Genomic DNA, 13,805 nt, shown 5'->3' with positions numbered 1-13,805 from the left:
TCTCCTTGTCTCGGGGCCCGGGCGCACGACGGCGCCGAACTCCCGTTCGGTTGTCTGCGACGGCCGGTCGGCACGTCGCCCTGGCGCCCGGCGCACTCCCGCCCCGGCCGCATGAGCGGAGAGGGACCGTGGGGAGCGGAGGCCGAATGGGCGCGCGTAGTCACCCCGACGAGCGAGGTGCTCCGTGGAGTCTAGCACCAGGACGGCCGCCTCCCCCGCTGCTGCGGGAGGGCGGCCGTCGGGGCGCGGGAGGCCGGTGCTACTTGCGCGCCGACTTCATCACGGTGCGGATGTGCAGGGTGTCCATCTCCTCCAGAGAGCGGCCCTTGGTCTCGGGCACGAACATGAAGACGAAGACGAACGAGATCGCCGCGAAGGCGGCGTAGAGGCCGTAGGCCAGGGTGAGCGACACGTCCTGCGAGAGGATCGGGAAGGTCACCGTGATGGCGAAGTTCGCGATCCACTGGGCCGAGGCCGCCAGGCCGAGCGCGGCCGCCCGGATCCGGTTCGGGAAGATCTCGCCGAGGAGGACCCACACCAGCGGGCCCCAGGTCGCACCGAAGAAGACGACGAACGCGTTCGCCGAGACGAGGGCGATCGGCCCCCACGCGCCGGGCAGCGAGACGTCCTCTCCGCTGATCGTCGACTGGCTGAAGGCGATGGCCATCAGCGCGAGCGAGACGGCCATGCCGGCCGAGCCGACCAGCAGCAGCGGCTTCCGGCCGACCTTGTCGACCAGGAAGATCGCCACGAAGGTGACGACGACGTTCACGACCGAGGTGAAGACCGAGATCGCGAAGGAGTTGGACTCGTCGAATCCGACCGCGCTCCAGAGCGAGGTGGAGTAGTAGAAGATCACGTTGATGCCCACGAACTGCTGGAACACCGACAGCAGGATGCCGACCCAGACCACGGGGAGCAGGCCGAGGGCGGGACCGCGGAGGCTGGAGCGCTTCGCGTTCTCGGAGTCCTCGTCGATCTTCTTCTGGATGTCCGCGAGCGCCTCGTCGACCTCGTCGCGCGGCGTGACCGTCGCGAGCACCGCGCGGGCGTCCTCGGAGCGGCCGCGGGTCGCGAGGTAGCGGGGCGACTCCGGCAGGGTCAGGGCCAGGAGGCCGTAGATGACGGCCGGCACGGCGCAGGCGATGAACATCCAGCGCCAGGCGGCGACGCCGAACCAGAAGGGCTCGGAGGCGCCGTCCGCGCCGTTCGCGATGAGGGTGTCCGAGAGCAGGGCGGCGAAGATGCCGAGCGTGATCGCCAGCTGCTGCAGCGACGCGAGGGCGCCGCGGATGGCCTTGGGCGCGATCTCCGAGATGTAGGTCGGAGCGATCACGGAGGCGATGCCGATGCCGAGGCCTCCGACCACGCGCCAGAGCACGAGGTCCCAGACCGCGAACGCCGCGCCGGCGCCGATGGAGGAGATGAAGAAGAGCCCGGCGCCGAGCAGCATGACCTTGATGCGGCCCCAGCGGTCGGCCAGGCGGCCCGCGAGGTACGCGCCGAGTGCGCAGCCGAGCAGCGCGGAGGCGACGGCGAAGCCGATCAGGGCGGCCGAGAGCTGGAACTCGCCCTGCACCGCCTCCACGGCACCGTTCACCACCGACGAGTCGAAGCCGAAGAGGAAGCCGCCGACCGCCGCCGCGATCGCGAGGCCGATCACCTTCCTCTTCAGCTTCGCCGCCGAGGGGTTCGGGATGTCCGCTCTCCCGCTGGTCGTGTCAGATCGTCCGCTGGTCATGGTCGTCTCCGATTCTCGCCGCCGGTGGGGGCGGGGTGCCGCTCCCGAGCCGGATCACCGGCACGTTACTCCTCGCCGCGGCACCGCCGGGACGGGTTGCGCTCTCCCCCGGCCGATGTCCTCCCTCCACAGCCGGGCCCGTCGCGCTCTCCTCCCCTGATCCGCTCGGCCGACCACCGGTCCCGGACCGGCTCCAGGAGGGTGGCCGCATGCTCCGATCCCGACTCCTGCGCCCGGGCGTGTTCGCCCTCGCCGCTCTGCTCGTCGGGGCGCCTCTCGGCGCCTCGCCCTCCGGCACCTCGTCCCCCGGCCGGTCCGACCCGCGGTGGAATTCACCCGTCCCGGGGTTCTCCGTCGTGGAGCCGTGGGGCGCGCCGGCCCACCGCTACGCCCCCGGGCACCGCGGGATCGACCTCGCGGCAGCGGCCGGGCAGCCCGTGGTCGCCGTCGCGGCGGGCACCGTGTCGTTCTCGGGCAGGGTGGTCGACCGGTCCGTGGTGAGCATCGTGCACGCGGACGGTCTGGTCTCGACGGTCGAGCCGGTCGACGGATCGGTGACGGCGGGGCAGGTCCTCACCGCGGGCCAGCCCGTCGGAGCAGTGGGTGCGGGCGGCCACTGCGACGAGAGGTGCGTGCACCTCGGCGTCCGCGAGGGTGGCGACTACGTCTCGCCGATGCGGTTCTTCGGCGGAATCCCCCGGGCGGTGCTTCTGCCGATGGACGAGGGGGCGCGGGGTGTTGAGCGAGTGGCGCGGAAGGGTGCGTCCAGCGACTCGCGCGTCCGGTCAGGCGCGGGGGTGGGCGAGGCGGTAGGCGTCGCGGATCCGCTCGGTCGAGACGTGGGTGTAGATCTGCGTGGTGCCCAGGCTCGCGTGGCCGAGCAGCTCCTGAACGGCGCGGAGGTCGGCTCCGCCGTCGAGCAGATGGGTCGCCGCGGTGTGGCGGAGCGTGTGCGGACCGGACGGTCCGGAGCCCTGCCCGCCGTCGAGGAGCCTCGCCACGACGCCGTAGACCGTGCGCGGGGTGAGCCTCGCCCCCCGTCGGCCGAGCAGGAGCGCGCGGCCGCCGTCACCGGTGGCGAGAGCGGGACGGGCGCGGTCGAGGTAGGCGACGAGCGCCTCCTTCGCGGGCACGCCGAACGGCACGACCCGCTGCTTCGCGCCCTTGCCGGTGACGAGCACGGTGAGCCTGCCGAGATCGACGTCGCCCAGGTCGACGGCGACCAGCTCGGAGACGCGGATGCCGGAGGCGTAGAGCAGCTCGACGATCGCGAGGTCCCGCAGCGCCACCGGGTCCTCGGTCGCGCCTCGCGCCGCGACCGTGTCGAGCACCTGTTCCGCCTGCGGGAGCGTCAGGACCCGCGGCAGTGTCCGTCCCGACTTGGGCGTCTTGAGGCGCGCGGCGACGTCGAGGGGAAGCCGCTCGGTCCGCTGCGCCCAGGAGGAGAAGGAGCGGACGGCTGCGGTGCGCCGGGCGAGGGTCGCGCGAGCGATGCCCGACTCCGACTCGCGCCAGAGCCAGTCGCGCAGCAGCTCGAGGTCGAGCTCGGCGGTGAGGAGCCGCCCCTTCTCCTCCGTGTGGGCGATCAGGCGCGCGAGGTCGGAGCGGTAGCCCTTCGCGGTGGCGGGCGAGAGGGACCGCTCGTCGAGGACGTAACGGAGGAAGTGCTCGACCGAGTCGGCGAGCGTCTCGCCGGTCATGATCCGTCCGGCATCCGCGACCAGAGGTCGATGCGCCCCTGCTCGTCGAGCCCCTCGAGCCGTTCGATCAGGTCGGTGCCGAACCGCGTCGCGATCGGGGCCGGCGCCGTCGGCACGAACGAGGCGGCCACCGTCTCCGGGTGGACGTGGACGAGCGAGAGGCTCTGCGCTCCGTCGACGCCGGCGAGCTCCCGCTCGGGCGCTCCGAGGTCCATCGTGTAGCTGGTGGCGCCGGCGACGAGCACGGGCACGCCCGCGAAGGTCGCAGCCGTGGGGTAGTGCAAGTGGCCGCCGAGGATCGCGCGGACGTCGGTTCCGCGCACCACCTCCTCGAGGCGGTCGATCCCCCGCAGCTCGAGCACGGTCATCGCGCCGAGCGGCGTGGGCAGCGGAGGGTGGTGCAGGGCGAGGATCGTCCCCAGCGGGGCCGGTGCGGCGAGCTCGTCCTTCAGCCAGGCCAGCTGGGCGTCGGTGAGGTCGCCGTGGTGGAAGCCGGGCACCGCGCTGTCGAGCGCGATGAGCCGGAGCCCGCCGAGGTCGACGACCTGATCCACGGGTCCCGCGCCCGCCGGGTCCTGCTCGAGGAGCACCCGCCGGAAGGCTCCGCGCTCGTCGTGGTTGCCCATCACCCAGACGATCGGGCAGCCGAACCGCTCGCCGACCGGGTCGAGCTGCTCGCGCACGAGCAGGTAGGCGTCCTCCTCGCCACGGTCCGCGACGTCCCCGGTGACGACGATCGCGTCCAGGCGTCCGCCGCGCTCGGCCAGCCGGCCGACCGCCTGCGCGAGGCGGGCGGCCGTGTCGACCTTCCCGTAGAGCGGAGCGCCGTCGGCCAGCAGGTGCGTGTCGCTCAGATGCGCGATGACCCTGTCGGCGGCGCGGAAGTGCCCGAGCCGCGGGCGCTCCCCGCCGTGTCCTGCTGCCGTGGCGTCCATGCCGCTCCCCTCGCCGATGCCCCTTCAGCGTAGGGCGGACCGCCGACAGCGCCGCGGCGGCGGGGCCGCTCACCCGGGTGCACGCTCCCAGTCCCCGTCCTCGGAACGGCGGACGTGTCCGTCGGCGAGGAGCGCACCCAGCGCCGACAGCGCCGAATCGAGCGATTCCCCGGAGAGCCCGGCGACGGTTGCGGCGTCACAGCATCCTTCGGATTCGACGACGGCCAGGACTCGCGCCTCAGTCGCGGTCAGCGCTCGGCACGATCCGTCGGCGTCGCCGACGGCGAGCAGTTCGAGCACGTCCGCCGGCGAGGTGACGCAGGTCGCCGCGTACTCGCGGAGGAGCCGGTGACAGCCGGCGGAGGAGGCACTGGTGACCGGGCCCGGGACCGCACCGAGGGGGCGGCCCAGGGCAGCCGCGTGGCCGGCGGTGTTGAGGGAGCCGGAGCGGGCGCCGGCCTCGACGACGACGGTGCCCGCGGTGGAGGCGGCGATGAGGCGGTTGCGCTGCAGGAATCGCCAGCGAGTGGGCGTGGTGCCCGGCGGGACCTCCGTTGCGACGGCGCAGCCGGGGGTGGCGATGATGCGGTGGAGGAGGTCGGCGTGGGCCGTCGGGTAGAGTCGGTCCGCTCCCCCGGCGAGGAGGGCGACCGTCCGGCCTCCGGAGCCGAGGGCGGCACGGTGGGCGACCGCGTCGATCCCGAAGGCACCGCCCGAGACGACGGAGACGCCTCGCGCCGCGACGCCCGCGGCGAGCTCGGCGGCGACGTGCTCGCCGTAGCCGGTGGCAGCGCGGGCGCCGACGAGGGCGAGGCGGTGCGGCGGATCGAAGGCGGCGGGATCACCGCGCAGCCAGAGCAGGAGTGGCGCGTGCGGCCCGAGGTCGTCGAGCGACTCGGGCCACACGGGAGCCCCGGGCAGGAGCAGCCGGGCGCCGAGTCGCTCGGCGATCTCGAGCCGGCGGAACAGCAGCCTGCGGTCCAGGCGCGGTCGCCAGCGCGCCAGCCCCGACTGCAGGGCGGCGACCTCGGAGTCGAGGGGCGCGAGTGCCGCGCCTCCTTCGTCGGAGGGAGCGCGATGCGGGGGCGCGAGGATCTCCTCCGCGGACGACGAGGACACGACGTGGGCGAAGGCCTCGGCCGCGCCGACCCTCTCGATGAGGAGGGCGGCGACGGAGTCGCCGGGCTCGGTCAGCGAGTTCCAGCCGCATCGGGCTGCAGCGTCGACGAGCGCGCTCCGAGCACAGCCGGACTCGCCCGAAGGCTCGCCGTCGGCAGCCGAGTCCTGATCGGCTGAACCGCTCGGCAGCAGTCGACGAACGGCGTCGAGCTCCGCGGCGTCGAAGAGCGCGTCGGGCCGGATCACGCGGCACCCCCACGGAGGACGAGCGCGCGCGCGAGGTGGGCGGCACTCGGCCGGTCGGCCGCGTCGAGGTCCGCGAGCGTCCAGGCCAGGCGCAGGACCCGGTCGTAGCCGCGCATGGTCACCAGACCTCGCTCCAGAGCCCGGTCGAGCGTGCGGGACTCGGCACTGGTCGGGCGCACCGCGTCCGAGCGCAGCCAGGCGCCGGAGACCTCCGAGTTGAGCGTCCATGGAGTGGAGGCGAGGCGAGCCGCTGCGAGGGACCGCGCCGCGGCGACACGCGCGCGGGCCTGCGCCGTCGACATGCCGGACGTGTCTCGACGTGCGGCCAGCTGAGCCGCGCTGATGCGGCGGACCGTCAGGCGGATGTCGACGCGGTCGAGCAGCGGTCCGCTGAGCCGCGCGAGGTAGCGGCGGCGGACCGAAGGAGCACAGGTGCAGGTCTCTCCGGGGATGCCGAAGCGGCCGCACGGGCACGGGTTCGCCGCGAGGACGAGCTGCACCCGGGCGGGGAACTCGGCGACGGCGTTCGCGCGGTGGATGCGGATCACGCCGGATTCGAGCGGCTGGCGCAGCGCATCGAGGGCGACGGACGAGAACTCGGGGGCCTCGTCGAGGAACAGCACGCCCCTGGTGGCGCGGGCCACCGCGCCGGGACGGATGCGGCCGCTGCCCCCGCCGACGATCGCTGCCGACGAGGCCGAGTGGTGCGGACTCTCGAACGGCGGCCTGCGCACCAGCGCGCCACCGGTCGGCGCTCCGACGAGCGAGCGCATGCAGGTGGCCTCGAGCGCTGCATCGTCGTCGAGGTCGGGGAGGATGCCCGGCAAGCGCGAGGCGAGCATCGTCTTCCCGGCGCCGGGAGGCCCGAGCAGGAACACGTGGTGCCCGCCCGCCGCCGCGACGACCATCGCCTCGGCCGCCTCCTCGTTCCCCACCATGTCGGAGAGGTCGAGGCGGGCCTCCGGCTCGGACACCGTCTCAGACGGCGGCGCGGCCTCGGGGAGCACCGGCACTTCCCACTCGGCTCCGTGCCAGACGGCGGCCGCCGCCAGCGAGGAGACCGCGATCACCTCGACGCCGTCGACCAGCTCCGCCTCGAGCCGGTCCTCGACGGGGACCATCACGCGGCGCCTGCCCTCGCGGGCGGCCGCGAGCACCGCGGGCAGCACGCCCGGGACGGAGCGCAGCCGGCCGTCCAGGCCGAGCTCCCCGATATGGACGACCGCGGCGACCGACTCCGCATCGACCTCACGGAGCGACGCGAGCGCGGCCAGCCCGATGGCGAGATCGAAGGCGGAGCCGTGCTTGGGCATCGCGGCCGGCGAGAGGTTCACGGTGATCTTGTACTCGGCGATGGTGCTCCCGGAGTTGATCGCCGCCGAGCGCACCCGCTCCTTCGCCTGCGCGAGCGCGGCGTCGGGCAGGCCGATGATCACCATGCCCGGGGTGCCGTCGGCCGAGTGCGCCTCCACCCCGACCACGGCTCCCGCGAAGCCGACGAGACCGACCGCCGAGGTCCTTCCCAGGCCCATCAGGCCACCGCCCGCAGGTGCCGGATCTGCGACGGGACTCCCCCGGGCGCGACGATGCCGACCGCGTCGATCCGCAGGTGGCGGGAGCGCTCGTGGTGCTCGTCGGCCCAGGCGTAGGCGAGTCGCCGCAGGCGCTGCGCCTTGGCCCGCGTGATGGCCTCGACCGGAAGCCCGAAGCGCGTCGACGAGCGCGTCTTCACCTCCACCACGACCAGTGCCGACCCGTCGCGGGCGACGATGTCGAGCTCGCCCTCGCGGACCCGCCAGTTGCGGTCGAGGATCTCGAATCCGTTGTCTCTCAGGTGCGCCGCCGCGATCTCCTCGCCGCGCCGCCCCAGTTCGTCCTTGTCCATGCGTCCTCCTGCCGGAAGCGTGCCGGAGCAGGGAGGAACGTCGGACGGCCGGGAGGGGATCCGGGGAGAAGAGGGCCGAGGAGGCGGGTGGGGAGGGACGTCGGGCCGGGGTCTTCGGACGCCGCCGGGGGCGGCTATGCGACCAGCAGGAGGAACCCGCGTTGCCTGACGACGAGACCCGCGGAGCCGCGGATCCGAGAGAGCTCCGGAGCGGGGTGGGGCTCCGGGCACCGGGTCTCGATGGGTCGTCGGAGGCGGCTACGCGACCAGCAAGGGGTCCGGAGCCTGCCGCGACAGCGCCCTACTCGTCGAGCGCGAGCTCCTTGGGGAGCTCGAACTCCTTGCGGGAGAGCTCCTCGACGTTGACGTCCTTGAAGGTCAGCACGCGCACCGACTTCACGAAGCGGTCGGAGCGGTAGACGTCCCAGACCCACACGTCGCGCATGGTCAGCTCGAAGTAGAAGTCGTGCTCGGTGTCGCGGCGGACCAGGTCGACCTCGTTCGCCAGGTAGAACCGGCGCTCGGTCTCGACGACGTACGAGAACTGCGAGACGACGTCGCGGTACTCCCGGTACAGTGCCAGCTCGACCTCGCGGTCGTAGTCCTCGAATTCGTCCTCATCCATCGTTGGACAATCCTACGCCGAGCCGACGGGCCCGAGCGCCGGGAGCGGCTCCTCGACGCTCTCCCGCGACTTCGACAGCCAGGTCACCCGGTGGAGCGGGGACGGGCCGACCCGCTCGATCCCCGCCCAGTGCGCGGCGCTGCCGTAGCCCTTGTTGCTGTCCCAGGCGTAGTCGGCGAAGTCGTCGTGGTGGCGCACCATCTGACCGTCCCGCCCCACCTTCGCGAGCACGGAGGCGGCGGAGACGGCGGCGCAGTCGCGGTCGGCCTTCACGCGGGTGACGATCGTCAGCTCGGCCGCCCACTCGCCCAGCGCGGGCGTCAGCCAGTCGTGGGCGCCGTCGAGGAGGACGACGGCGGTGGCGAGGTCGACGCCCTGGTCGGCGAGGCGCTCGATGCCCCTCGACGCGGCGCGGCCGAGTCCGGCGATGATCCCGGTCTCGTCGATCTCGTCCGCCGAGGACTCGCCGATCGCCCAGGCCGAGACCCACTTCGCGACTCCCGGCAGGAGCGCCTCGCGGCGGGCGGGAGCGAGCATCTTGGAGTCGCGGAGCCCCTCGGGGAAGCGCCCGCAACGGCTGCCGATCGACACGACGCCGACCGACACCGGGCCGGCGATCGCGCCGCGGCCGACCTCGTCGCAGCCGATGACCGTCTCGTAGCCCTGCCGGAAGAGGCGCCGCTCCTGCGTCAGCGTCGGCTCGGCGACGACCACCTAGCCCTGCCCGCTCTGCGCGTCGTCCGAGCCCTCCTCGGAGGCCTCGGTGTCGACTCCGCGGAACACCGACGGGTAGTCGTCGAGCCACGCCCACTGCTGCACGGGCCAGGTGACGAGGATCGCGCGCCCCACGACGTTGTCGATCGGCACGAAGCCGCCGCCCGGCTTGTCGGTGTTGTAGCGGGAGTCGGCGGAGTTGTAGCGGTTGTCGCCCATCACCCAGAGCGAGCCCTCGGGCACGACGACGTCGAAGGGGGTGGCCGAGACCGCCTGCACCCCGTCCGGCAGCTTCACGTAGGGCTCGTCGATCGGGTTGCCGTTGATCTCGACCTGGCCGAGCGGTGTGCAGCAGGTCACGTGGTCGCCCGGCAGGCCGATGACGCGCTTGATGAGGTGGTCGTTGCTGTCGGGAGCGGTGAGGCCGACGAGCGCGAGGGCGGAGTCGACCGCGGCCTGGAACGGCGGCACGGAGGGCTCGGAGCTCGGCGAGAGCCATCCGCCGGGATCGCGGAAGACGACGACGTCGCCCCGCGAGATCGGCACGACTCCGGGCACGAGCTCGTTCACGAGGATGCGATCGTTCTCCACGAGCGTCTGCTCCATGGAGGAGGAGGGGATGTAGAACGAGCGGATCAGGAAGGTCTTCACGAGGAAGGAGACGAGCACCGCGACCACGAAGATGATCAGCACGTCGCGGAGGAAGAGCAGGACACCCCGGCGCTTGCGCGGGCGCTTCTCGGACGGATCCGCCGAGTGGCGGGCGTGGTCCTCGCCTCCGGGGAGGCGGACCGGGGCCGTGCTGTCTGTCATCGCTCGCCGTCGCCCCTACTGTGCATCACCGGGTGGACTCCCCGGACGGATCGCCCCCGAGAAAGGGAGGAACCCCGGTCCATCATAGGTGGACCGGGGTTCCCGAGAAGTCGTGCGGAAGCCGCTCAGGCGTCGCGCTTCTCCTTGATCTTGGCCTTCTTGCCGCGCAGGTTGCGCAGGTAGTAGAGCTTCGCGCGACGGACGTCACCGCGGGTGACGACCTCGATGTGGTCGATGACCGGCGAGTGCACGGGGAACGTGCGCTCGACGCCGACCTGGAAGCTCACCTTGCGGACGGTGAAGGTCTCGCGGACGCCCTCGTTGGAGCGGCCGATGACGACGCCCTGGAAGACCTGGATGCGCGAGCGGGAGCCCTCGACGATGTTGACGTGGACCTTGACGGTGTCGCCGGCGCGGAAGTCCGGGACATCGCTGCGGAGGGACGCCGCATCGACGGAATCGAGGATGTGCATGCTGTATCGCTCTCCGTGCCCGCCACAGGTCGAACACCGTTTCGTTGATGGAAGTCGGTCGTGCCCACGTCGTCGCGGCTCCCCTGTGGCAGAGCCTGCGCGAGGCACAAGCGCTCATTCTGCCATGCCGCGTCGATCCGAGTCAAAGCAGGCTCGTCTGGAGGGCAGGGTCACCCGGAGGGCAGAGCCGCGCAGAGGGCGGGTCCGTCGAGAGGGCCGAGCTGTGGAGCAGGGCGAGGCCTCGCAGGAGACAGCGCCTCTCGGGACGCCCGACCCCTCAGAGGACGATGGTCTGCCCGTCCTGCGGGCGCTCCGGGTCGAAGCCCTCGCCGGCGACGGGGCGGTGAGCGCCCTCGGCCTGCACGGACGCCGCCTCCGAGAAGGCGAGGAGAGTGGCCCTCGCGTCGGCGAGGAACCGCCACGCCGAGTGCCAGAAGGCCGCCACTCCGAGGACCACCGAGAGCAGGCCCAGCGCCCAGGCGCCGGGCGGGAAGAAGCCGAAGGCGATCAGGGAGAGGTGCCAGGCGCCGACCACGGCCACGTCGCTCCACGCGGGAGTGCGCGTGGGCCGGACGGTCACCCGGAATGCGACGATCGCGGCCACAGCCGCCAGCGCGACCGCCAGAATGGGGAGGGCGATCACCAGGCCGAGCACGGTCCAGCCGCTCGCTCCTCCGAAGACCCCATAGCCGAGGAGGATCCACAAGGGCAGCACGATCGCCGCCGGGAACTGCCAGGAACCGAATGCCCGTCGCGTGCGCATGCACCGACCGTACCCACCACCGCTGAGCGACGGCTCAGCGGACCCCGAGAGGATCAGGATGATCGAGCTACGCACCCCCGCCGAGATCGAGGAGATGCGTCCCGCCGGCCGCTTCGTCGGCGAAGTACTGAAGGCCACCTCCGCCGCCGCCGCGGTCGGCGTGAACCTGCTGGAGCTCGACCGGCTCGCCCACGACATGATCCGCACGGCCGGCGCCGAGTCCTGCTACATCGACTACCACCCCTCCTTCGGCGCGAGCCCCTTCGGCAAGGTCATCTGCACCTCCGTCAACGACGCGGTGCTGCACGGCCTGCCCTTCGACTACCGGCTGAAGGACGGCGACCTGCTCACCCTCGACTTCGCCGCCTCCGTGAACGGCTGGGTCGCCGACTCGGCCATCAGCGTCGTGGTCGGGACGCCGCGCGAGGAGGACCTCGCCCTCATCGACACCACCACCCGCGCGCTCGAGGCCGGCATCGCCGCCGCCCAGCCCGGGAAGAAGATCGGCGACATCTCCGCGGCCATCGCGGCCGTCGCGCACGCCGAGGGCCTGTCCATCAACACCGACTTCGGCGGCCACGGCGTCGGCCGCACGATGCACGGCGATCCGCACATCCCCAACGACGGACGCGCCGGCCGCGGCTACCCGCTCCGCCCGGGCCTCGTCGTCGCGATCGAGCCGTGGTTCCTGCAGACGACCGACGAGATCTACACGGACAAGGACGGCTGGACCCTCCGCAGCCGTGACGGCTCTCGCGGCGCCCACATGGAGCACACGATCGCCATCACCGAGACGGGGAACATCGTCCTCTCCGCGCGGAACTGATCAAATGGTGGACAGTACCGCTATCCGATAGCGATACTGTCCACGTGAGAATCTCGGAGCTCAGCCGCAGCAGCGGCGTCAGCCTGCCCACGATCAAGTACTACATCCGGGAGGGGCTGCTGCCGCCGGGCGACGCCGCCGGCCCTCAGCGGGCGGAGTACGGGGACGCCCATGTCGCCCGCCTGACGCTGCTCCGGGCGCTCATCGAGAGCGGCGGCGTCGGCATCGCCGGCGCGAAGCGGATCACGGCCGCGCTCGACGCGGGCGTCGGTCCGACAGCAGCGTTCGAGGTGGCGCAGGACGTGGTCTCCGTGAGCGCCGACTCGACCGCGTCCGCCACCGAGGCGTCGACGCGGCGGATCGCCGAGGCCGCGGGCTCCGACCACTGCGGCCACCCTGCCGTCGCGACGGCGGCACGGGCGCTCGACGCGCTCGAGCTCTCCACCGGACCGATGAGCGCCGGCTGGCTCGAGACCTACGCCCGCGCCGCCGCCCTCGTCGCCTCCGCCGACCTCGACGAGCTGCAGGCCCGCGAGAGCGTGAGCGAGCAGGCGGCCGTCGCCGCGGTCGGCACCGCGCTCGGAGACGTGGTGCTGCAGTCGCTCCGGCGCGTCGCCCAGGCGCGCGAGACGCAGAGCCGCTTCGGCGGCGGCGCGGAGGCGATCCGATGAGCACGGCGACCGAGACGCCCGCGAGCACAGCCTCCGCCGCCCCGCACCGGCCCCTCCTGGTGCTCGCTGCCGCGATGGCGGTCGGCGCCCTCCTCTGCGCGATCGCGCTGGTCGTCGATCCCCGCGAGCTCGGCGGGCAGCCGCTCTGGGGCAAGCCGCTGAAGTTCTGCCTCTCGATCGCGCTGTACGCCGTGACGCTCGCCTGGCTGATCGGGCTCGTGCCCCGCCGGCGCCGCCCCGCCCGAGCGCTGGGCACGGTCGCGGCGGTCGGCCTGGCGGTCGAGATGGTCGTGATCGGAGGCGCCGCCCTGGTCGGCGAGCGCAGCCACTTCGACGTCTCCACTCCCCTGCACGCCGCACTCTGGGCCTCGATGGCCGTCTCGATCGTGGTGGTCTGGCTGGCGACGCTGGTCCTCGCCGCCCTCCTGGCGCGGGTGCCGCTCGGCGATCCGGCGCTGACGCTCGCCGTCCGCGCCGGACTCGTGATCGGGCTCGTCGGGATGGCCCTCGCGTTCCTGATGACGGGGCCCTCGCCCGGCCAGATCAGCGACTACCAGGGCGTCGTCGGCGCGCACGCCGTCGGAGTCGCGGACGGCGGACCCGGCCTCCCCCTCCTGGGCTGGAGCACCACGGGGGGCGATCTGCGCATCCCGCACTTCGTCGGGATGCACGCTCTGCAGGGGCTCCCGCTGCTCGCGCTGCTGCTCGGACGGCTGGCACCCCGGATCCCCGTGCTGCGCCCCGCATCCACCCGGCTGCGGCTCGTCGCACTGGCCTCGGCGGCCTGGGCGGCCGCGGTCGCCCTCACCTGCTGGCAGGCGCTGCGCGGACAGGCGCTGACCGCACCGGACGCGCTGACCCTCGCCGTCGCTACTGTGGCCGTGGTCGCCCTCGCCGGAGGGACGATCCTCACCCTCGCACGAACGGAGGCCCGCGCATGAGCCGGCTGCACCGCGGCTGGACGCCGCTCGGGATCGTCTACCTCGCCCTCGCCCTGGCCGGGCTGATCGGGACCTGGACCTGGAACGTGCGGGCGATGCAGGAGGGCGCGGACGTGCTCGCCGGCCTCGCCGCGGGCGGGCCGTGGGTGTCGTCGTTCTCGACCGACCTGCTGGTCGTCGCGATCGCAGCCGTCGCCTTCATGGTGGTGGAGGGCCGCCGGATCGGGATGCGCCGCGTGTGGATCCTGGTGCTGCTCGCGCCGCTGGTCGCCCTCGCGTTCGCGTTCCCCCTCTTCCTCGCCCTCCGCGACCGGCACCTGGCCCTCGCGGCCCGGTGACCGTGCGGCTAGGGG

At 73.1% G+C, this 13,805-nt stretch carries 15 protein-coding genes and 1 pseudogene; 5 read left to right on the top strand and 11 right to left on the bottom strand.

The genetic code is table 11. The annotated features are described in order from the left end of the window. Positions 1-259 precede the first annotated feature (259 nt). Positions 260-1,741, bottom strand: coding sequence for a sugar porter family MFS transporter (locus C5B92_RS06730; RefSeq protein WP_104223897.1), 1,482 nt, complete (start codon positions 1,739-1,741; stop codon positions 260-262). A 209-nt stretch (positions 1,742-1,950) separates the two neighbouring features. On the opposite strand from C5B92_RS06730, the pseudogene C5B92_RS17810 reads away from it, so the two are divergent. Further along, a pseudogene (locus C5B92_RS17810) lies at positions 1,951-2,403 on the top strand (murein hydrolase activator EnvC family protein); the annotation flags it as partial. 123 nt (positions 2,404-2,526) lie between these two features. On the opposite strand, the gene C5B92_RS06720 reads toward C5B92_RS17810, so the two are convergent. From C5B92_RS06720 to C5B92_RS06675, 10 genes are all read right to left on the bottom strand, one after another. Then, on the bottom strand, positions 2,527-3,441 hold the full coding sequence (locus tag C5B92_RS06720; RefSeq protein ID WP_104254954.1) for a tyrosine recombinase XerC: 915 nt from the start codon (positions 3,439-3,441) through the stop codon (positions 2,527-2,529). Next, positions 3,438-4,376: a phosphodiesterase gene (locus C5B92_RS06715; RefSeq protein WP_104254955.1), complete on the bottom strand. Its 939-nt coding sequence runs from the start codon at positions 4,374-4,376 to the stop codon at positions 3,438-3,440. Before C5B92_RS06715 ends, C5B92_RS06720 begins: the two co-directional genes overlap by 4 nt. A gap of 69 nt (positions 4,377-4,445) precedes the next feature. After that, complete coding sequence (gene dprA, locus C5B92_RS06710) at positions 4,446-5,741, bottom strand: DNA-processing protein DprA (RefSeq protein ID WP_258061289.1); 1,296 nt, start codon at positions 5,739-5,741, stop codon at positions 4,446-4,448. Next, positions 5,738-7,273: a YifB family Mg chelatase-like AAA ATPase gene (locus C5B92_RS06705; protein ID WP_104254974.1), complete on the bottom strand. Its 1,536-nt coding sequence runs from the start codon at positions 7,271-7,273 to the stop codon at positions 5,738-5,740. Before C5B92_RS06705 ends, dprA begins: the two co-directional genes overlap by 4 nt. Beyond that, positions 7,273-7,626 (bottom strand): YraN family protein, encoded by a 354-nt coding sequence (locus C5B92_RS06700; protein WP_104223901.1) that lies wholly within the window; start codon positions 7,624-7,626, stop codon positions 7,273-7,275. Before C5B92_RS06700 ends, C5B92_RS06705 begins: the two co-directional genes overlap by 1 nt. Before the next feature lie 301 nt (positions 7,627-7,927). Further along, positions 7,928-8,251: a DUF2469 domain-containing protein gene (locus C5B92_RS06695; protein WP_055792576.1), complete on the bottom strand. Its 324-nt coding sequence runs from the start codon at positions 8,249-8,251 to the stop codon at positions 7,928-7,930. A gap of 12 nt (positions 8,252-8,263) precedes the next feature. Beyond that, on the bottom strand, positions 8,264-8,965 hold the full coding sequence (locus tag C5B92_RS06690) for a ribonuclease HII (protein ID WP_104226870.1): 702 nt from the start codon (positions 8,963-8,965) through the stop codon (positions 8,264-8,266). Further along, complete coding sequence (gene lepB, locus C5B92_RS06685) at positions 8,966-9,778, bottom strand: signal peptidase I (protein WP_104250528.1); 813 nt, start codon at positions 9,776-9,778, stop codon at positions 8,966-8,968. A gap of 125 nt (positions 9,779-9,903) precedes the next feature. After that, the gene (rplS, locus tag C5B92_RS06680) at positions 9,904-10,251 is read right to left on the bottom strand and encodes a 50S ribosomal protein L19 (protein WP_104223904.1); all 348 of its coding nucleotides are present in this window, start codon (positions 10,249-10,251) and stop codon (positions 9,904-9,906) included. 277 nt (positions 10,252-10,528) lie between these two features. After that, the gene (locus tag C5B92_RS06675; RefSeq protein ID WP_104274011.1) at positions 10,529-11,014 is read right to left on the bottom strand and encodes a hypothetical protein; all 486 of its coding nucleotides are present in this window, start codon (positions 11,012-11,014) and stop codon (positions 10,529-10,531) included. Positions 11,015-11,072: 58 nt separating this feature from the next. On the opposite strand from C5B92_RS06675, the gene map reads away from it, so the two are divergent. Genes map through C5B92_RS06655 form a run of 4 tightly spaced genes read left to right on the top strand, consistent with a single transcriptional unit; the run spans position 11,073 to position 13,790 of the window. Next, on the top strand, positions 11,073-11,840 hold the full coding sequence (map, locus tag C5B92_RS06670) for a type I methionyl aminopeptidase (RefSeq protein WP_104256314.1): 768 nt from the start codon (positions 11,073-11,075) through the stop codon (positions 11,838-11,840). A gap of 44 nt (positions 11,841-11,884) precedes the next feature. Further along, on the top strand, positions 11,885-12,511 hold the full coding sequence (locus tag C5B92_RS06665) for a MerR family transcriptional regulator (protein WP_181028757.1): 627 nt from the start codon (positions 11,885-11,887) through the stop codon (positions 12,509-12,511). Further along, on the top strand, positions 12,508-13,452 hold the full coding sequence (locus C5B92_RS06660; protein ID WP_104256312.1) for a hypothetical protein: 945 nt from the start codon (positions 12,508-12,510) through the stop codon (positions 13,450-13,452). The genes C5B92_RS06665 and C5B92_RS06660 overlap by 4 nt, the downstream gene beginning before the upstream one ends. Continuing rightward, positions 13,449-13,790, top strand: a complete 342-nt coding sequence (locus tag C5B92_RS06655) for a DUF2834 domain-containing protein (protein WP_104256311.1) — start codon at positions 13,449-13,451, stop codon at positions 13,788-13,790. Before C5B92_RS06660 ends, C5B92_RS06655 begins: the two co-directional genes overlap by 4 nt. Positions 13,791-13,805 lie beyond the last annotated feature (15 nt).

This window comes from Rathayibacter sp. AY1A4 (genome assembly GCF_002930955.1).
Classification (GTDB): Bacteria; Actinomycetota; Actinomycetes; order Actinomycetales; family Microbacteriaceae; genus Rathayibacter.
This window is presented reverse-complemented; position numbering and strand designations above follow the sequence as displayed.